The sequence below is a fragment of the Paracoccus sp. DMF genome, assembly GCF_004407025.1.
Classification (GTDB): domain Bacteria; phylum Pseudomonadota; class Alphaproteobacteria; order Rhodobacterales; family Rhodobacteraceae; genus Paracoccus; species Paracoccus aminovorans_B.
Map to the genome: position 1 here is coordinate 145,735 of NZ_SOKV02000007.1, position 18,981 is coordinate 164,715.

Genomic DNA, 18,981 nt, shown 5'->3' on the forward strand with positions numbered 1-18,981 from the left:
GGATTTGGGAAAGCCCCGGCTCTGGTCAAGCGCGCGCCGGGTGACTAGTTTCCGCCCATCGGATCAACGCGAAAGGCAGGATCATGACGCACCCGGTCGAAATTTCCTTCACGGCGACGGAGGTGGCCGGGCTGGCCGCGCATCCGGGACGCATCGCCATCCTGGTGCCGCAGACCGGGCGGCTGCCGGGCGGCCTGCCGCGCGCGACGCGCGAGGCGGCGGCCCGCGCGATCCAGTCCGACGCCTGGAAGGCGGTGAAGCCCGGCAAGTCGCTGGAGCTGGCCTTTCCCGCCGGCATGCAGGCCGAGGCGCTGCAGCTGGTGTCGCTGCCCTCGGGCGCGGACTCCTTGACCGCGCGCAAGGCCGGGGCGGCTATCGGCGCCGGCTTGGGCAAGTCCGACGCGCTGGTGCTGGCCGGCAGCCATGCCCGCGCCGCCGAGGTGGCGCTGGGCCTGGCGCTGCGGGCCTATGACTTCTCGGCCTACAAGACCAGGAAGACCGAGAACGGCGACGCCGACGCCGAGACGCCCGAGACCGAGACGCCGGCCGAGCCCGCCGCCTCGACCAGCCGCACCGGCGCTGCCAGCGACGCGCGGCTTTCGGATGCGGCCGAGGCGACAGCGCCGGCGGCCGAATCCGCGCCCGGCGAAAGGCCGCGCGGCAAGGTCATTTTCATGCACAAGGACCCCGAGGCGCTGGCCCGCTCGGCCGCCGAGGGCGCGGCGCTGGCCGAGGGCGTGTTCTTCACCCGCGACCTGGTGAACGAGCCGGCGAACGTCCTGACCACCAGCGATTTCGCCGACCGCCTTCTGGCGATGCGCGAACTGGGCCTCGAGGTCGAGGTGCTGGACGAGGACGAGCTCGCCAAGCTCGGCATGCGGGCGCTGCTCGCGGTGGGGCAGGGCTCGGAAAGCCCGTCCAAGGTGGTGGTGATGCGCTGGAACGGCGGCGCCGAGGATGCCGCGCCGCTGGCGCTGGTCGGCAAGGGCGTGGTCTTCGACACCGGCGGCATCTCGATCAAGCCGGCCGCCGGCATGGAGGAGATGACCATGGACATGGGCGGCGCCGGCGTCGTCGCGGGCGTCATGCGCGCCCTGGCGCTGCGCCGTGCCCGCGCCAATGTCGTGGGCCTGGTCGGCCTGGTCGAGAACATGCCCGACGGCCGCGCGCAGCGTCCCGGCGACATCGTCGCCTCGATGAAGGGCGACACGATCGAGGTCATCAACACCGACGCCGAGGGGCGGTTGGTGCTGGCCGACGTGCTCTGGTATGCGCAGGACCGCTTCAAGCCGGCCGCCATCGTCGATCTCGCGACCCTGACCGGCGCCGTCATCATCGCGCTAGGCCATGAGAACGCCGGCGTCTTCTCGAACGACGACAGCTTCGCCGAGGCGGTGCTGGCCGCCGCCCGCTCCGAGGGCGAGGGCGCCTGGCGCCTGCCCTTGGGCGCGGCCTATGACAAGCTGATCGATTCGCGGCTGGCGGACATCAAGAACACCGGCGGCCGGGCGGCGGGCTCGATCACCGCGGCGCAGTTCCTGCATCGCTTCGTGGCCAAGGACGTGCCCTGGGTGCATCTCGACATCGCCGGCGTGGCGCTGCCGCCCGCGGCCACCGACCTGGCGCCGAAGGGGGCCAGCGGCTGGGGCGTGATGACGCTGGACCGGCTGGTGCGCGACCGTTTCGAGACGAAGTGATGGGCGCGGCCCTGTTCTATCACCTGACCCGCTCGGGGCCGGGGCAGCTCTTGCCGATGCTGATCGGCAAGAGCCTGCAGGCCGGCTGGCGGGTCGAGGTCCGGGGCAGGGACCGCGCCCGTCAGGCGGGCCTGGACGAGCAGCTGTGGCTGGGCGAGGGCTTTCTGCCGCATGGGCTGGCCGGTGGACCGCATGACGCGCGCCAGCCGGTGCTGCTGACGATCGAGGGCCAGGCGGCCGGCAATGCGCCGCGCTGCCTGATCGCGCTGGACGGCGCCGCGGTCGCGGGCGACGAATGCGCCGGGCTCGAACGGGTCTGCATCGTCTTCGACGGCAACGACTCCGAGGCGCTCGATCGCGCCCGGGCGCAATGGCGCGAGCTGAAGGCCGCAGGCGTCGAGGCGGAATATTGGTCCGAGGCCGGCGGGCGCTGGGAACGCAAGCAATAGCGCACAGGCTCATTCTCTTTTGTGTAGAAATATCCTCGGGGGGTCCGGGGGGCAGACAGCACCCCGGCGACGGCGTTGACGAAGGGGGGCGCTGCCCCCCGCGCGTTCCGCGCTCCCCCCGGGATATTTCTACACAAAAGAGATAAGGATCAGCGTTCCAGGATCAGGCGGTTGCCCTCGATACTGACGCGGGCGAAGCGCGCAAGATAGGACATGCCCATCAGCGACTGGTCGAGGTCGCTGCGCAGCACCATGGCCGGCACCCGGCTGTCGCGGATCTCGCCAAGGGTGAGACTGCCGAGGGTGACGGGGGCGGTCTCGATGATGCCGTTGGCGGTGCGGGCCTGGCCGACATAGGCCAGCGCCTCGGGGTCGATGCCGACGCGGGCCGCATCGCGCGGACCAAGCGCGATGCTGCTGGCGCCGGTGTCGATGACGAAGCGGACCGGGGTGCCGTTCACCTGCGCCACCAGGTGGAAATGCCCGTCACTGCCCAGCGGCACCTCGATGCGGCCGCCCTCCAGCATACGGGCCTGCGGCGCCACCGCCTGGCGGATGTCGCCCCAAAGCCCGGCAAGTGCGATGGCGCCCAAGAAGATCAACCCCCAGGCCGCGGCCTGGCGCAGGGTCTTGCCGGGGCGGGCGCGCAGCTCGACCAGCAGGAAGCCGCCGACCGCGATCAGCAAGAGCACCAGATAGGCCGCGCGGCCGAATTCCTCGCCCATCAGAACAGCCCCGTCCCCTTGAGCCCGTCGATCACGAACTGGATCGACAGCGCCGCCAGCAGCATGCCGAAAAGCCGCGTCACCACCATGGTCCCGGTCCGTCCCAACAGGCGCGCAATCGGCCCGGCCATGGCGAAGAAACCCGCCGCGATTCCCAGCACCGCCAGCATGACCAGGTGGATCATCAGCGTATGCGCGGGGCTTTCGTTCTGCCCGACCAGCAGGATCATGGTGGCGAGCGCCCCCGGACCCGCGACCAGCGGCGTCGCCAGCGGAAAGACCGACGGGTCGTCGTCGTCGTCCCTGGCCTGGCCCTCGCGCCGCTCGGTCCGCCGCTCGAACAGCATGTCGAGCGCGGTCAGGAACAAGAGGATCCCGCCCGAGATGCGGAAGGCGGGCAGCGAGATGCCGATGCCGCGCAGGATCGATTCGCCCGCCAGGCCGAACAGCGTCAGCAGCCCCGCCGCGATGGCCAAGGCCCGCCAGCCGACGCGGCGGCGGTGTTGCGGCGACATGCCGCGGGTCAGCGCGATGAACAGCGGCGCCAGCCCGACCGGGTCCACGACCACGAACAGGGTGACGAAAGCGCTGATGATCTGGGTCGTTTCCATGGCGGAGACCAGTATCGCCCGCTTTCCTCGCCGGGGGAAGCCGGGCCGCGCTTGACGCGCCCGGATCACGGAATTGGGGGTTTCGTGGCGGCCGATCCACCCCTATATCGGGTGGGTACGAACACGCGGGGCTTCCTGGTCCTGCCACGGAGGTTAATGACATGCACGCACCTTCTCCCATGGCGCTGCTCCTGATCGCGATCGTCGTCCTGGTCCTGTTCGGGCGCGGCAAGGTCTCGTCCCTGATGGGCGAGGTCGGCAAGGGCATCACCGCCTTCAAGAAAGGCGTCAAGGACGGCGCCGACGAGATCGACGCCGCCGCGAAGGGCGAGGTCAAGGAGGTCGAGCTGAAGACCGGCGAGGACATCGAGCGCGCCCGGGCCGAGCTGGCCGCCGAACGGGCGCGGCTGGACGCCGAGCGCGCCCGCCTTGCCGCCGACAGCACGCTGCGCGACGTGACGCCGACCGATCAGACCAAGCTCTGATCCCAGCACGCGCATGTTGGACATCGGCTGGAGCGAGCTGCTGCTGATCGGCGTGGTCGCGCTGATCGTCATCGGCCCCGAAGACCTGCCCAAGCTGTTCCACACGCTGGGCCGCATCACCGCGCGCGCCCGCTCGATGGCGCGCGAATTCAGTTCAGCGATGGAGGACGCCGCCAAGGCCTCGGGCCTGGATGACGCCGCCAAGACGCTGAAGGACGTGAACGCGCTGGGTTCGAAACGGGCGCTGGGGCTGGACGCGCTGGAGCGCGCCACCGAGCGGTTCGAGAAATGGGATCCGCTGAATCCCAAGGACGAGGCGCCCGGCAAGCCGCTGCCCGATCCCTCGGCCCCGGTTCCCCCCGCGCCGGCCGTGGTCGAGGCCGCGCCGCACGCGCTGGTGGCGGCCGAGCCGCCCGGGGCGCCGGTCGAGGGGCGGCGGCAGCTTCATGCCGTGCGGCGCTCGGACCGCGACCAGCAAGACTGACAGGAAGGGCCCCGCGCCGTGGCAACGAAATCCGCCAAGCCGGACGATATCGACGACAGCTCGGCTCCGCTGATCGAGCATCTCAAGGAATTGCGCACCCGGCTGATCTGGTCGGTGCTGGCCTTCGTGCTGGCCATGGTGCTGTGCTATTTCGTCTGGAACCCGATCTTCGACTTCCTGACCCAGCCGGTCTGCACGGCGCTGGAAAAGCGCGGCCAGACCTGCGGGCTGATCCTGCTGAAGATGCAGGAGGGATTCTTCGTCGCCATGCGCATCGCCTTCTTCGGCGGCTTCGTGCTGGCGTTTCCGGTCGTGGGCTATCAGCTGTGGCGCTTCGTGGCGCCGGGGCTCTATCGCAGCGAGAAGAACGCGCTGCTGCCCTTCCTGGTCGCCTCGCCGGTGATGTTCCTGATCGGCGCGGCTTTCGCCTATTACATCATCCTGCCCTGGGCCTTCGACTTCTTCCTGGGCTTCCAGCAGGGGCCGCTGGCGCTGCCGGACGACCCGGCGTCGGCGGCGGCCACGGCGGCGGCGGGTGCGACCGCGGCCGCCAAGGAGCCCTGGGCCGGCATCGTCTTCCAGGGCTCGGTCGAGGAATACCTGACCCTGACCACCAAGTTCATCCTGGCCTTTGGCCTGTCGTTCCAGCTGCCGGTGGCGCTGACGCTGATGGGCAAGGCCGGGCTGGTCAGTTCCGAGGGGCTGGCCAGCATGCGGCGCTATGCGATCATCGTCATCCTGGTGCTGGCCGCCATGGTGACGCCGCCCGACGTCATCAGCCAGATCGTGCTGTTCACGGTGATCTACGGGCTTTACGAGGTGTCGATCTTCCTCGTGCGCCGCATCGAACGCAAACGCGAACTGGAAGAGCAGGCCGATGTCTGAGACCTTGATGACCCGCATCGCCGAGGCGCTGGAGCGCATGGCGCCGCCGCCCGCCCCGGCGCCGAGCTTCACCGAGGCCACGGCCTATGTCTGGCAGCCCGACCCCGACCGGCTGGAGCCGGTGCCCGAGGTCAGCCGCGTCGAGCTGGTGCAGCTGATCGGCATCGACCGCGCCCGCGACACGCTCCTGGCCAATACGCTGCAATTCGCCCGCGGCCACGCGGCGAACAACGCGCTGCTCTGGGGCTCGCGCGGCATGGGCAAGTCCTCGCTGGTCAAGGCGGTGCATGCCGAGGCGGTGCGCCAAGGCCTGCCGCTGGTGCTGGTCGAGATTGCGCGCGAGGATCTGGGCTCGGTCGGTCGGCTGCTGTCGATCCTGGGCCGGGCGCGCGACCGGCGCTTCGTGCTGTTTTCGGACGACCTGTCGTTCAGCCATGACGACACGCAGTATAAATCGCTGAAGGCGGTGCTGGACGGCGGCATCTCGGGCCGGCCCGAGAACGTGATCCTTTACGCCACCTCGAACCGGCGCCACCTGATGCCGCGCGACATGATCGACAACGAACGCTCGACCGCGATCCACCCCGGCGAGGCGGTCGAGGAGAAGGTCTCGCTGTCGGATCGCTTCGGGCTGTGGCTGGGCTTCCACCCCTGTTCGCAGGACGAATACCTGGCCATGGTGCGCGGCTATTGCGACGCCTATGACCTGTCGATCGGCGAGGAGGAGCTGCGCGCCGAGGCCATCGAATGGCAGGCGACGCGGGGCTCGCGCTCGGGCCGGGTGGCCTGGCAATTCTTCACCGACCTGGCCGGGCGCAAGGGCATTTCCGTCTGAGTTTTCAGCGCCCTGGCCCTGGTGGGACCGGCTGCCGGCGTGGCGGGGCCGCGACCGGCTTCCTTGGGTATTTTCAGAGCAAAGAAGCCCGGTGCGGATCGCCTGCCCGGGTTTCTTGGGCATTTGGGGAACGGTGAAGGACGGGCGCGGGGCGGGGGCGAAAAACTTTGCCGAAATGCGGGGAGAGGCCCTTGACGGCCCCGGCGGCGCGCCGTAAATCCCTCGCACTCCGTGGCGGAGTAGCTCAGCTGGTTAGAGCAGAGGAATCATAATCCTTGTGTCGGGGGTTCAAATCCCTCCTCCGCTACCAATTTCCCCCCCCTCGTCGTGTAGCACCGCAAAGGGTCGGCCTTGCCTGTTTGGCCGTGGCGCCTCGGTGGCCGTCAGCCCGTCCCGGCGGGGGGCAGGGCCTGCAGCCTTTGCGCGGTGACGCGCAGCCGGGCGGGGCGGCCTTCGGACGATGCGCAGCCATCCAAAACTCGTCAATGGGACCGCGCTCAAGCCGGACAGGCGTGAAGCGACCGCAGGGCCTGAAGGGACGAATTCAGTAGTATATTGATAGATAAAGGTAAAGTGAGCCAAGAAAAATCCTGGGCTCACTTTATGCTTGCAAGAAGGCTCAAACAGTCCGGGTAAGGCTCATTTTGTGCTTGGCCGCACAACAGCGACCACGCGCCCCCTCAGCCGCATTTCGAATAGCCGCAATGCGGGCAGGTCATGCAGCCCTCGATCATCAGCATGCCGTATTGCCCGCAGGAGGGACAGGCCGGGCCGCGCGGCGCGTCGCCCCCCGCCCGCATCTGCGGGCCATCGCCCCCCGCCCGCGCCTGCGGGCCACCGCCTAGCGCCAGCGCCGTCGGGTCGGATTTCAGCCCCTTGCCCTCGGCCTCGATGAAGCCGATGGCGATCATGTGGCGCTCGATCACGCCGCCGATCGCGGCCAGGATCGAGGGCACGTAGCGCCCCTCCATCCAGGCGCCGCCGCGCGGGTCGAAGACCGCCTTCAGCTCCTCGACCACGAAGCTGACGTCGCCGCCGCGCCGGAACACCGCCGAGATCATCCGGGTCAGCGCCACGGTCCAGGCGAAATGCTCCATGTTCTTCGAGTTGATGAAGACCTCGAACGGGCGGCGGTGGCCGGCCTGCACGATGTCGTTGATGGTGATGTAGATCGCGTGCTCGCTGCCGGGGAACTTCAGCTTGTAGGTGGCGCCCTCCAGCGCCGCCGGCCGGTCCAGCGGCTCGGTCAGATAGACCACTTCGGCGCCGCGGTCGGGCTGCGGCGCGGCCTCGGAGCCCTCGCTGACCGCCAGCACGCTGCCGGTCACGTCGTTCGGGCGATAGGTGGTGCAGCCCTTGCAGCCCAGCTCCCAGGCGGCCAGATAGACGTCCTTGAAGGCCTCGAAACCGATGTCCGCGGGGCAGTTGATGGTCTTGGAGATCGAGCTGTCCACCCATTCCTGCGCCGCCGCCTGCATGGCGACATGGTCCATCGGCGCCAGCCCCTGCGCATCGACGAAAGCCGGGGGCAGGCCGTCGCCATGCGCCTCGCGCCACAGCGCGACGGCATAGTCCACCACCTCCTCTTCGGTGCGCGAGCCGTCCTTTTGCAGCACCTTGCGGGTATAGGCATGGGCAAAGACCGGCTCGATGCCCGAGCTGACATTGCCGGCGTAAAGGCTGATCGTCCCGGTCGGCGCGATGCTGGTCAGCAGCGCGTTGCGGATGCCATGGGCGGCGATGGCGTCGCGCACGTCCTCGTCCATCTGTGCCATGAAGCCCGAGGCCAGGAAGGGCTCGGCCTGGAACAGCGGGAACGGCCCCTTTTCGCGCGCGAGATCGGCCGAGGCGAGATAGGCCGCCCGGGCGATGGCATGCATCCATTCCCGGGTCTGCGCCACCGCCCCCGGCGCGCCATAGCGCAGCCCCAGCATGACCAGCGCATCGGCAAGCCCGGTGACGCCCAACCCGATGCGGCGCTTGGCCTGCGCCTCGGCCGCCTGCTGCGGCAGGGGAAAGCGGCTCGCGTCGACGACATTGTCCATCATCCTGACCGCCGCGCGGGTCAGCTCGTCCAGGGCCGCCATGTCCAGCCGCGCCGCATCCGTGAAGGGCGCCTCGACCAGCCGGGCCAGGTTGATACTGCCCAGCAGGCAGGCGCCATAGGGCGGCAGCGGCTGTTCGCCGCAGGGGTTGGTGGCGGCGATGGTCTCGGCATAGCCGAGGTTGTTCAGCTGGTTGATGCGGTCGATGAAGATCACCCCCGGCTCGGCATAATCATATGTCGCGCGCATGATCCGGTTCCACAGGTCGCGGGCCGCGATGGTGTGATAGACCTTGCCGTCGAATTGCAGGTCCCAGGGCGCGTCCTCGTTGACCGCCTGCATGAAGGCGTCCGTCACCAGCACCGACAGGTTGAACATGCGCAGCCGGGCGCTGTCCTGCTTGGCCTCGATGAAACCCTCGATGTCGGGATGGTCGCAGCGCATGGTCGCCATCATCGCGCCGCGGCGCGAGCCCGCCGACATGATGGTGCGGCACATCGCGTCCCAGACGTCCATGAACGAGAGCGGCCCCGAGGCGTCGGCGGCGACGCCATGCACCGCCGCGCCCCTGGGCCGGATGGTGCTGAAGTCATAGCCGATGCCGCCGCCCTGCTGCATGGTCAGCGCGGCCTCCTTCAGGGCTTGGAAGATGCCCTCCATGCTGTCGGGGATGGTGCCCATGACGAAGCAGTTGAACAGCGTCACCTCGCGCCCGGTGCCGGCGCCGGCCAGGATGCGGCCGGCGGGCAGGAAGCGGAAATCCTGAAGCGCGGCAAAGAAGCGGTCCTCCCACAGCGCGGGATCGGCCTCGACGCTTGCGAGGTCGCGGGCGACGCGGCGCCAGCTGTCCTCGACCGACAGGTCGATCGGCGTGCCGTCGGCCTGTTTCAGGCGGTATTTCATGTCCCAGATCTGTTCGGCGATGGGGGCGGCAAAGCGGGTCATCGGCATCCTCTCGCGCGGCCCAAGACGCGGGCCGAGGCTTCAGGATAACAGATAAGCACGGATCCGGGGCGTGAAAGTCCCCGGGGCGGTGCACGGGCTGTGTACGCGCGGTGTACGCCCGCTGCACGGGCTGCGCAGGCCCCGGCCTAGCGCTTGCTGGGGTTTCGCGAATTCGGACGCGCGGTGATGCCGATGCAACGCGCGCTGCCGTTGCGTCAGGGCGTCAGGCGCGCCCGGTCAGCTCGTCGATGACGTCCTGCCACAGGCTCGCCGGCTGGGCGCCGGTGACGACATGGCTTTCGGCAACGATGAAGGTCGGGACCGAGCCGATGCCGCGCTGGCGGGCGTGGATCTCGCGCGCGGCGATCTCGTCGCGGTCCTCGGCGGTGGCGAGCAGCCGGCGGATCACCGTGCCGCTCATGCCGGCCTGTTCGCCGATCCGGGCCAGCACGTCGGGGTTGCCGATGTTCTGGCCCTCGCGCCAATGCGCCCGCATCAGCCCGGACATGACCGGGGTCTGCACCCCTTCCAGCCCCGCCCAATGCAGCAAACGATGGGCATTCAGCGTGTTCGGCACCCGCTCGATCAGGCTGGGGTTGATCCACAGGCCCAGGCGCTCGCTGGCCTCCATCACCGGCTTCATCGCGGCCAGGATGCCCTTTTCGTCGCCGAATTTCATCTTCATATAGGCGACGTAATCCATGCCGGCCTGCGGCATCTGCGGGTCCAGCTGGAACGGCTGCCAGGTGATGGCGAAGGGATGGTCGGGCCGGCTTTCCAGCGCCCGGTCCAGCTCGGCCTTGCCGATCAGGCACCAGGGGCAGACCGGGTCGGCAAAGATGTCGAGGCGGATCTGGCCGGGGAGGGGCTCGGTCATGGCTGGTCCTTGCGGTAGTGCTCGCGCAGGGCGCGGCGGTTGACCTTGCCGGTCGGCGTGCGGGGCAGGGCGGAAAGATGAATATATTCGCGGGGTTGCTTGTAGCGCGCCAGCCGGGCCTCGGCATGCTCGCGCAGGGTGTCGGCCGGGGCCGGGCCGGTCCAGAAGGCGGCGATGACGCTGCTGCCAGGGCCGACCGGCAGGTCGGTTGCCGCCACCTCGCCGGCCTCGGGATGGGCGGCCAGCGCATCCTCGACCTCGCCCGGCGCGACGCGGAAGCCGCCGGCGTTCATCATGTCGTCGGCGCGGCCCAGGGTGCGGATCGCGCCCTCGGGCGTGGTCTCGGCCAGGTCGCCGGTCAGGAACCAGTCGCCGAGGAATTTCCCCCCCGTTTCCTCGGGTTGGTCGAGATAGCCCAGGAACAGGCCGGGGTCGCTGCGATGCACGGCCAGGGTGCCGGCGCCGGCGGTTTCAGCCCCCGCTTCGTCGAGGATGGCAAGGCGGCGGCCGGGCTGCGCAAAGCCCGCCGTGCCCTCGGGCGCCGGCCGCGCCGGGCTGCCGGACAGGAAGGTCGAGCATTCCGACATGCCCATGGCCTCATGCAGGTCGGTGCCGGTGCGGGCCTGCCAGGCGCGGCGCAGGCCGGGGTCCAGCCGCTCGCCCGCCGTCAGCCCGTGGCGCAGCCCCGGCCAGGGCTGCCAGTCGGCGCGCAGCATGCGCCGGAACACGCCCGGCGCGGCGGCGACCAGCGTGGCGCCGTGGCGGCTGGCCAACAGCGGGATCTGTTCGGGGGTGATGCCCTCGGCCGGGATCAGCGCCGTCGCGCCCAGGGTCCATGGGTCCATCAGCCCGGTGCCCAGCGTGAAGGTCCAGTTGAAGGCGCCGGCATGCAGCAGCCGGTCCTGCGGCGTGAGCCCATACCAGCCGTCGAACATCATCTGCCGGGCAAGGATCGCCCGATGCGCATGGCAGACCGCGCGCGGCTGGCCCGAACTGCCCGAGGTGAAGACGATATAGGCCAGCCGGTCCGGCTCGCCCATGGCGAAACCCGCAGCGGGCAGCGATTCGAATTCGGCCAGCCGGGCGGCGGGCAGCATCGGGGCCGGGTGGTCGGGCAGGGCGATGCCCGCATCCGCGACGATCGCCTTCGGCTGCAGGGCGACGGCGAGGCGGGTGATCTCGGGCGCCGTCAGCATGGCCGAGGTCGGGACCGGCACGATGCCTGCCGCGATGGCGCCAAGATAGGTGATCGGGAAGGCCGGCGTATTGCCCAGCCGCATCAGCAGCCGGTCGCCCGGGGCAAGGCCCTGCTGCAACAGGCCGGTCGCCGTGCCCAGCACCGCCCGGCGCAGCCGGGCATGCGACCAGCGGTCGGCGCGGCCGAGGCCCAGGACCGACATGGCCAGCCGGTCCGGATGGGCAAGTCCCGCGCGCAGCACATGTTCGGCCAGGTTCATCCCGCAGTCTCTCGCTTGTTTCCGCCCGTCCAGATAGGCGCTTGGCGCGCGGCGGGAAAGGGGGCTCTGCCCCCACGCGGGCGTGCTCCCTCGATGGGGGCGCTCCCGCGTTCCCCCGGGATATTTCGCCAAGAAAGAAGCCGGCCGGCGCAAAGGAAAACGGCCCGCGACGGGGCGGGCCGTTTCGGGAATTCCGGGCTCTGGCGGATCAGAGCAGCTTGAGGTCGCTGGCCGAGCTGCGGCCGTCGCGGCCGGCTTGCAGTTCGTAGGCGATCTTCTGGTTGTCGTTCAGGCCGGTCAGGCCAGCACGCTCAACGGCGGAAATGTGGACGAACACGTCCTTGCCGCCGTCATCGGGCGCGATGAAGCCATAGCCTTTGGTGGCGTTGAACCATTTCACGGTGCCGGTAGCCATTATACCGTCTCTCCTTCAAGTCCTCCCGGGGCGAGATTGCGCCCGGGCCGTGCAGCCCTTTCCCGTCAAGTCCGGCTGCCCCGTGAAGGGAGGCGGTAGAAAGTCGTGCTCACGCGGACGCGAGGATGAACGATTCCTTAAAAAACGCAAGCAGGAAAGCGCCGCACCCCCCGGGATCGCTGGGGTTCGTGCGGCGTTCTGGGCGAATTGTCGCTGGTCTTTCGGTCGAATCATTCAGCGCAGGTCGGGCGGGGCCGCTTCGTCGCGAAGCGTTTTGACCGCCTGGTCAAGATCCAGCACCTCGCTGCCCTGCTTGTCAAGACGGCGGATCGAGACGCTGCGGTCCTCGACCTCCTTCATGCCGATGGCCATGATGACCGGGACCTTGCCGACCGAATGCTCGCGGACCTTGTAATTGATCTTTTCGTTGCGGGTGTCGGCTTCGGCGCGGATGCCGGCCTGGCGCAGCGCGGCCACGACTTCATGCACATAATCGTCGGCACCCGAGACGATCGAGGCGACCACGACCTGGCGCGGCGCCAGCCACAGCGGCAGCTTGCCCGAGTAGTTCTCGATCAGGATGCCGATGAAGCGCTCGAAACTGCCCAGCACGGCGCGGTGCAGCATATAGGGCCGGTGCTTGGCGCCGTCCTCGCCGACATATTCCGCGCTGAGCCGCTCGGGCAGGTTGGGATCGACCTGGAAGGTGCCGCATTGCCATTCGCGGCCGATGGCGTCGGTCAGCTTGAAGTCCAGCTTGGGCCCGTAGAAGGCGCCGTCGCCGGGGTTGATCTCATAGGGCAGGCCCAGCTTTTCGATGGCGCCTTTCAGCGCACCCTCGACCTTGTCCCATTGCGCGTCGGTGCCGATCCGCACCTCGGGCCGGGTCGAGAGCTTGATGTCGAAGCCGTCGAAGCCGAGGTCCTTGTAGACCGAGGACAGGAGCGCGATGAAGCCGGCGCATTCGTCCTCGATCTGGTCCTCGGTGCAGAAGATATGTGCGTCGTCCTGGACGAAGCCGCGCACCCGCATCAGCCCGTGCATCGAGCCCGAGGATTCGTAGCGGTGGCAGGAGCCGAACTCCGCCAGCCGCAGCGGCAGGTCGCGATAGGATTTCAGGCCCTGGTTGTAGACCTGGACGTGGCAGGGGCAGTTCATCGGCTTCAGCGCGTTGATGCGCTTTTCCTTGGCGCCTTCCTCGTCCACCTCGACGATGAACATGTTCTCGCGATAGGCTTCCCAGTGACCCGACTTCTCCCACAGGATGCGGTCGACGACCTGGGGCGTCTTGATTTCCTTGTAGCCGGCGCGGATCAGGCGGCGGCGCATATAGGCCTCCAACTCGCGGTAGATCGTCCAGCCGTTCGGGTGCCAGAACACCATGCCGGGGGCTTCCTCCTGGAAGTGGAAGAGCTCCATTTCCTTGCCGAGCTTGCGGTGGTCGCGCTTGGCGGCCTCTTCCAGCATCGTCAGGTGGGCCTTGAGGTCGTCGCGGTTCCTGAAGGCCACGCCATAGATGCGCTGCAGCATCGGGCGCGAGGCATCGCCCAGCCAATAGGCGCCGGCGACATGGGTCAGCTTGAAGGCATCGGCCGGCACCTGGCCGGTCGATTGCAGGTGCGGGCCGCGGCACAGGTCCTGCCAGTCGCCGTGCCAATACATCCGGATCGGCTCGTCGCCCGGGATGCGGTCGAGGAGTTCCACCTTGAACGGCTCGCCCCGCTCTTCGTAATAGGCGCGGGCGCGGGCGCGGTCCCAGACTTCGGTGCGGACCGGGTCGCGGGCGGCGATGATCTGCTTCATCCGCGCCTCGATGGCGCCGAGGTCCTCGGGCGTGAAGGGCTCGGCGCGGTCGAAGTCGTAGAACCAGCCCTGGTCGCGGACCGGGCCGATGGTGACCTTGACGTCGGGCCAGAGCTCCTGCACGGCGCGCGCCATGATATGGGCGAGGTCGTGGCGGATCAGCTCCAGCGCCGGCTCGCTGTCCTTCATCGTATTGATGGCGATCTTGCCGGATTTCTCGATCGGCCAGGCCAGGTCGATATGGCTGCCGTCCAGGCTGGCCGAGATGGCGTTCTTTGCCAGGCTGGGGGCGATGGAGGCCGCGACCTCGGCCGCGGTCGTGCCGGCGGGATAGTCGCGCGCATTGCCATCGGGGAAAGTGAGGGAGATCTGGGACATCATGTCCTCCTCGTCGGTTTGGCGCCCACGGAACGCCCGATTGCGGGTTATGTCGCGCGGGTGTCGCGCGATTGTCGCGGCTTGTCAATGCGGCTAGGTTCGCCGGGGGCTTTGCGCCCCCGTCGCGTGCCGCGACTCCCCCGCAGGATATTTGGACAAGAAAGAATGACGGAATTTCTGGACGGGCCGCAGGGGCGGCGGATCGCTTGCAACCGGCTGGAGGGGCAGGGGCCCTGCGTGGTGTTCCTGGGCGGGTTCCGCTCGGACATGCAGGGCACCAAGGCGGTCTGGCTGGAGGATTGGGCGCGGGCGCGCGGGCACGCGTTCCTGAGGCTGGATTATTCCGGCCATGGCGAATCCTCGGGCGCCTTCGAGGACGGCTGCATCGGCGACTGGCTGGCCGATGCGCAGGCGGTGCTGGACCGGGTCGAGGGGCCGCTGGTGCTGGTCGGGTCGAGCATGGGCGGCTGGATCAGCCTGCTGCTGGCGCGGGCCATGCCCGAGCGGCTGGCGGGACTGGTCACCGTCGCGGCGGCGCCGGATTTCACCGAACGCGGTTTCTGGGCGGGCATGGACCCGGGGCAGCGCGCGGCGCTGCTGCGCGAGGGCCGGGTGCTGCGGCCCAGCGATTACGACGCGCCCTATGTCATCACCCGCCGGCTGATCGAGGACGGGCGGCGGCATCTGGTGCTAGACCGGCCGCTGGAACTGCCGTTTCCGGTGCGCTTCCTGCAGGGAACGGCGGATGCGGATGTGCCGGTGTCCTGGGCGCTGGACCTGCTGGGCCATGCCGAGGGCCCCGACATGCGGCTGGTGCTGGTCAAGGCCGCCGATCACCGCTTTTCGACGCCGGACTGCCTGGCGCTGATCGGCGCGGCGCTTCAGGAGGTGCTGGAGCGGGCGTGAGAAGGGCGCGGCCGGGGTCGCGCCTTTCGCCAAGGGGCCGGCGGATCAGACCGCCAGCTTGCCGTCGAGGTCGTTGCCCGAGGTCAGGCCGCAGTCGATCGGCGCCGTGCTGCGGCGGCGACGGATCGGGGTGGCCGGGGCGCTGAGCTGTTCGTCGATGAAGTCCAGCACCAGCGGGCGGATGTTCAGCCGCCAGCTCTTGCCGGCGAAGATGCCGTAATGGCCGGCGCCGGGTTCCAGATGCTGCTGCTTCTTCGCGTCCGGCACGCCCGAGCACAGCGCCAGCGCCGCGACGCATTGGCCGGGGGCCGAGATGTCGTCATTGGCGCCCTCGATGGTCATGACCGCGACATCGGTGATCCGGGACAGGTCGACCGGCTGGCCGTTCACGGTAAAGCGGTTCTGCGCGATTTCCAGCCCCTTGAAGATGCGCTCGACGGTCGAGAGGTAGAACTCCGCCGTCATGTCCATCACGGCCAGGTATTCGTCGTAGAACTTGTAGTGCTTGTCACCCTCGGAGCCCTCGCCGCGCGCCTCGGCGAAGATCTTGTCGATGAAGGCCTTGGCATGGGTTTCGGCGTTCATCGCGATGAAGGAGCTGAGCTGCGCCAGGCCCGGATAGACCATGCGCCCGGCGCCGCGATACTTGAAGCCGACCTGCTGGATCATCAGGTAGTCGAGCTCGCCCATGGTCATGCGGTTGCCGAAGTCGGTGACCTCGGTCGCGGCGGCGTCGGGGTCGATGGGGCCGCCGATCAGGATCAGCGAGCGCGGCTGGGCCTTGGGCTCCTGCTCCGCCAGCAGCGCGGTCGCGGCCAGGGCCAGCGGCGCCGGCTGGCAGACCGCGATCACGTTCACGTCCGGCCCGAGGTGGCGGATGAAGTCGACCAGATACTGGGTGTAATCCTCGATGTCGAACTTGCCGCAGCTGACCGGAATGTCACGGGCATTGTGCCAATCCGTCACATAGACTTCGCAGTCCGGAAGCAGTGATGTGACGGTGGTGCGAAGGAGGGTGGCGTAGTGCCCGGACATTGGAGCGACCAGCAGGACCTTGCGGGCCATCGGCTCGCGCCGGGCGACGCGGAAATGCACCAGGTCGCCGAAAGGCCGCTCGACCACCGGCTCGACATAGACGACGTGGTCCTGGCCGTCCTCGGAGACGATGGGCGGGATTTCCCAGTCCGGCTTGATGACCATGCGGGCGAAGCTGCGCTCCGCGACCCGGCCCCAGGCGGACATCAGCTTGAACATCGGGTTCGGGATCATCGCGAAGGCCGGATAGGACGACAGCGCCCGCGCGCTGGCCCCCATCCATTCATTGGTGTTGCGGATCGTCTCCATCGCGTCATAGGAGATGATGCCCCTCAGTCCCTTGTAAGTCGCCATCGCTACCAGTTCTCCGTTGAATGCGCCGGATTCGGCCTGGCCGGGAAAGGTCACGGCTTTACCTGCGGTATGTGCTAGGCATAATGCTTTTACGTTTAGGGGAGGATTGTCAATTATGGCGGGCAAGGACGAAAAACCGGACGCGGGCACGGATGCCAAGGCTGCCGGGGCCGAGGGAAAACCCCGTTCCGGCGCCGCGAAGACCCGCGCACCGACCAAGACGGTAAGCCCGGCCACGGAAGCCGCCCCGGTCCCGGGCGATTCGGCCCCCGCCAAGCCGAAGCCGGCGCGCAGCGGGGCGGCCAAGACACCCGCGAAAACCGAAGCCGCCAAGACCGAAGCCGCCGCCGCGCCCGCCGGCAAGCCGACCGTGAAACCGGCCGCGGCCAAGGCTGCGGCCGCGAAGTCCACCCCGCGCAACGCCGCCGCCCGTGCCCGTGCCGCCGTGCGCAGCGACACCCGCACCGGAACCCGCCGCAAGCCCACCGCCAAGGTCGCCAAGGCCGATGCCGCGACACTGAGCGCCGCCGACGAGGCGCTGCGGCCGCTCGGCGCGACCGGCCCGGCCCCGGCCGCCGAGGCGACCCCCGCCCGGGCGCCGGCCGCCGGGGCCGCTGTCCGGCCCGCCGCCGGCGCCTCGGACTCCGCCGCCGCCCGCCCGGGCAATCCCGCCACCGTGGCCTTTGCCGAGGCCGCCTTCGGCAGCGCCAGCCGGCTGCCGGGGCAACTGACCGCCAATATCGAGCGTATCGAATCGCTGACCCAGCGCCTGATCGGCGCCCTGTCGCAGCGCAAGGCGCATAGCCCCGGCGTCGAGATGCCCGGCCCCGACCTGTTCGCGACCGCCACCTCGGCCTGGATGAAGCTGCTGGCCGAACAGCCCGAGCGGGTGATGGGCCAGCAGGTCAGCTATTGGGGCGAGACTCTGCGCCATTTCGCCGAGGCCCAGGCCGCGCTGGCCCGCGGCACGCTGGTGCCGCCGACCGACGAAGGGCCGCGCGACCGCCGCTTTGCCAATCCGCTGTGGGAGGCGCATCCCTTTTTCAACTTCATCAAGCGCCAGTACCAGATCAATGCCCAGGCCCTGACCGAGGCGGCAAGCGCGCTCGACCTGCCACAGATGACCGACCGCCGCCGGGTCGAATGGTTCACCCGCCAGATGATCGACATGATGGCGCCGACGAATTTCCTGGCGACCAACCCCGACGCACTGGAAAAGGCCGTGGCGACCGAGGGCGAAAGCCTGGTGCGCGGGCTCGAGAACCTGGTGCGCGACGTCGAGAACCACAGCGGCGAGCTGATCGTCTCACTGGCCGACCGCGACGCCTTCCGGGTGGGCGAGAACATCGGCACCTCTGCCGGCACCGTGGTCGCGCGCACCAAGCTCTATGAACTGATCCAGTACAAGCCGACCACCGAAAGCGTGCACGAGATCCCGCTGGTGATTTTTCCGCCCTGGATCAACAAGTTCTACATCATGGACCTGAAGCCGCAGAACAGCCTGATCAAATGGATTGTCGATCAGGGCTATACGCTGTTCGTGGTGGCCTGGAAGAACCCCGATCCCAGCTATGGCGACACCGGGATGGACGATTATGTCTCGTCCTATCTGGAAATCATGGACCGGGTGCTGGACCTGACCGACCAGAAAAAGCTGAACGTGGTCGGCTATTGCATCGCTGGCACCACCCTGGCGCTAACGCTGTCGCTGCTGAAGCAGCGCGGCGACAGCCGGGTGAACTCGGCCACCTTCTTCACCACACTGACCGATTTCGCCGAACAGGGCGAATTCACCGCCTATCTGCAGGACGATTTCGTCACCGGCATCGAGGAAGAGGCCGGGCGGACCGGCGTGCTCAGCGCGCAGCTGATGACGCGCACCTTCAGCTTCCTGCGCGCCAACGACCTGGTCTGGGGACCGGCGATCCGCAGCTACATGCTGGGCGAGACGCCGCCGGCCTTCGACCTGCTGTTCTGGAACGGCGACGGCACCAACCTGCCGGGCCGCATGGCGGTGGAATACCTGCGCGGCCTGTGCCAGCAGAACCGTTTCGTCGGCGAGGGGTTCGAGCTGATGGGCCACAAGCTGCACATCAGCCAGGTCGAGGTGCCGCTCTGCGCCATCGCCTGCGAGACCGACCATATCGCCCCCTGGCGCGACAGCTGGCGCGGCATCGCGCAGATGGGGTCCAGGGACAAGCGCTTCATTCTGTCGGAATCGGGCCATATCGCCGGCATCATCAACCCGCCCAGCAAGAAGAAATACGGCCATTACACCTCGGACGCCGGCTTCGAGGGCGGCGAGCAGGACTGGCGCGACAAGGCCCAGTATCACGAGGGCAGCTGGTGGGGACGCTGGGGCGAATGGCTGGCCCAGCACGCCGGCCGCATGGTCGAGGCGCGCGAGCCCGGCGAAGGCTTCGGCCCGGCGCCCGGCATCTATGTCCACGAGCGGGCCTGAGGAATTTTCTGCGCCGCAGCGAAAATAATCTTGCAATGCTGCGGTGCAGAAAGTATATGAGGGGACAGAACAATCAACCGGTGCCCAAGCTTCGCGCCGATCTAGGGCGTGTTAACACTTGATCATGTCGACGA

16 protein-coding genes and 1 tRNA gene are annotated in these 18,981 nt (G+C 68.6%); 9 read left to right on the top strand and 8 right to left on the bottom strand.

The features are described 5' to 3' along the window. Nucleotides 1–83: 83 nt before the first annotated feature. Nucleotides 84–1,697, top strand: a complete 1,614-nt coding sequence (locus tag E3D03_RS06360; protein WP_263566258.1) for a leucyl aminopeptidase — start codon at nucleotides 84–86, stop codon at nucleotides 1,695–1,697. Continuing rightward, nucleotides 1,697–2,146 (top strand): DNA polymerase III subunit chi, encoded by a 450-nt coding sequence (locus E3D03_RS06365; protein ID WP_263566259.1) that lies wholly within the window; start codon nucleotides 1,697–1,699, stop codon nucleotides 2,144–2,146. Before E3D03_RS06360 ends, E3D03_RS06365 begins: the two co-directional genes overlap by 1 nt. A 149-nt stretch (nucleotides 2,147–2,295) precedes the next feature. On the opposite strand, the gene E3D03_RS06370 is transcribed toward E3D03_RS06365, so the two are convergent. Together E3D03_RS06370 and E3D03_RS06375 are read right to left on the bottom strand one after the other, a co-directional pair. After that, nucleotides 2,296–2,871, bottom strand: coding sequence for a TIGR02281 family clan AA aspartic protease (locus tag E3D03_RS06370; protein WP_263566260.1), 576 nt, complete (start codon nucleotides 2,869–2,871; stop codon nucleotides 2,296–2,298). After that, the gene (locus E3D03_RS06375) at nucleotides 2,871–3,482 is read right to left on the bottom strand and encodes a MarC family protein (RefSeq protein WP_263566261.1); all 612 of its coding nucleotides are present in this window, start codon (nucleotides 3,480–3,482) and stop codon (nucleotides 2,871–2,873) included. Before E3D03_RS06375 ends, E3D03_RS06370 begins: the two co-directional genes overlap by 1 nt. Before the next feature lie 161 nt (nucleotides 3,483–3,643). Here E3D03_RS06375 and E3D03_RS06380 point away from each other — a divergent pair, with 161 nt between their 5' ends. The 5 genes from E3D03_RS06380 to E3D03_RS06400 all read left to right on the top strand — a co-directional run bounded on the left by E3D03_RS06380 (nucleotide 3,644) and on the right by E3D03_RS06400 (nucleotide 6,481). Further along, the gene (locus tag E3D03_RS06380) at nucleotides 3,644–3,967 is read left to right on the top strand and encodes a twin-arginine translocase TatA/TatE family subunit (protein WP_263566262.1); all 324 of its coding nucleotides are present in this window, start codon (nucleotides 3,644–3,646) and stop codon (nucleotides 3,965–3,967) included. Nucleotides 3,968–3,980: 13 nt separating this feature from the next. Next, nucleotides 3,981–4,451, top strand: coding sequence for a Sec-independent protein translocase protein TatB (gene tatB, locus E3D03_RS06385; RefSeq protein ID WP_263566263.1), 471 nt, complete (start codon nucleotides 3,981–3,983; stop codon nucleotides 4,449–4,451). An 18-nt stretch (nucleotides 4,452–4,469) separates the two neighbouring features. Further along, nucleotides 4,470–5,336 carry a twin-arginine translocase subunit TatC gene (gene tatC, locus E3D03_RS06390; RefSeq protein WP_263566264.1) on the top strand — a complete coding sequence of 289 codons (867 nt, stop codon included), beginning with the start codon at nucleotides 4,470–4,472 and terminating at the stop codon, nucleotides 5,334–5,336. After that, a complete protein-coding gene (locus E3D03_RS06395; RefSeq protein WP_263566265.1) occupies nucleotides 5,329–6,171 on the top strand; it encodes an ATP-binding protein in 843 nt (280 codons plus the stop codon). Before tatC ends, E3D03_RS06395 begins: the two co-directional genes overlap by 8 nt. A gap of 233 nt (nucleotides 6,172–6,404) precedes the next feature. Continuing rightward, nucleotides 6,405–6,481, top strand: a tRNA-Met gene (locus tag E3D03_RS06400). Nucleotides 6,482–6,851: 370 nt separating this feature from the next. On the opposite strand, the gene E3D03_RS06405 is transcribed toward E3D03_RS06400, so the two are convergent. The 5 genes from E3D03_RS06405 to thrS form a co-directional block, all read right to left on the bottom strand. Further along, on the bottom strand, nucleotides 6,852–9,161 hold the full coding sequence (locus E3D03_RS06405) for an adenosylcobalamin-dependent ribonucleoside-diphosphate reductase (protein ID WP_263566266.1): 2,310 nt from the start codon (nucleotides 9,159–9,161) through the stop codon (nucleotides 6,852–6,854). Between the two features lie 223 nt (nucleotides 9,162–9,384). Beyond that, nucleotides 9,385–10,038, bottom strand: a complete 654-nt coding sequence (locus tag E3D03_RS06410; RefSeq protein WP_263566267.1) for a DsbA family oxidoreductase — start codon at nucleotides 10,036–10,038, stop codon at nucleotides 9,385–9,387. Next, a complete protein-coding gene (locus E3D03_RS06415; protein ID WP_263566268.1) occupies nucleotides 10,035–11,495 on the bottom strand; it encodes a class I adenylate-forming enzyme family protein in 1,461 nt (486 codons plus the stop codon). Before E3D03_RS06415 ends, E3D03_RS06410 begins: the two co-directional genes overlap by 4 nt. A gap of 208 nt (nucleotides 11,496–11,703) precedes the next feature. After that, on the bottom strand, nucleotides 11,704–11,910 hold the full coding sequence (locus tag E3D03_RS06420; RefSeq protein WP_017998352.1) for a cold-shock protein: 207 nt from the start codon (nucleotides 11,908–11,910) through the stop codon (nucleotides 11,704–11,706). A 234-nt stretch (nucleotides 11,911–12,144) separates the two neighbouring features. Next, nucleotides 12,145–14,091 (bottom strand): threonine--tRNA ligase, encoded by a 1,947-nt coding sequence (thrS, locus tag E3D03_RS06425; protein WP_263566269.1) that lies wholly within the window; start codon nucleotides 14,089–14,091, stop codon nucleotides 12,145–12,147. Nucleotides 14,092–14,256: 165 nt separating this feature from the next. On the opposite strand from thrS, the gene E3D03_RS06430 reads away from it, so the two are divergent. Next, entirely contained in the window at nucleotides 14,257–14,997 is a 741-nt protein-coding gene (locus E3D03_RS06430; protein WP_263566270.1) for an alpha/beta fold hydrolase, read from the top strand. A 45-nt stretch (nucleotides 14,998–15,042) separates the two neighbouring features. On the opposite strand, the gene phaZ is transcribed toward E3D03_RS06430, so the two are convergent. Continuing rightward, complete coding sequence (phaZ, locus tag E3D03_RS06435; RefSeq protein WP_263566271.1) at nucleotides 15,043–16,386, bottom strand: polyhydroxyalkanoate depolymerase; 1,344 nt, start codon at nucleotides 16,384–16,386, stop codon at nucleotides 15,043–15,045. 115 nt (nucleotides 16,387–16,501) lie between these two features. Between phaZ and phaC the strand changes: the two genes are divergently transcribed. Then, nucleotides 16,502–18,847 carry a class I poly(R)-hydroxyalkanoic acid synthase gene (phaC, locus tag E3D03_RS06440; RefSeq protein WP_263566272.1) on the top strand — a complete coding sequence of 782 codons (2,346 nt, stop codon included), beginning with the start codon at nucleotides 16,502–16,504 and terminating at the stop codon, nucleotides 18,845–18,847. Nucleotides 18,848–18,981 lie beyond the last annotated feature (134 nt).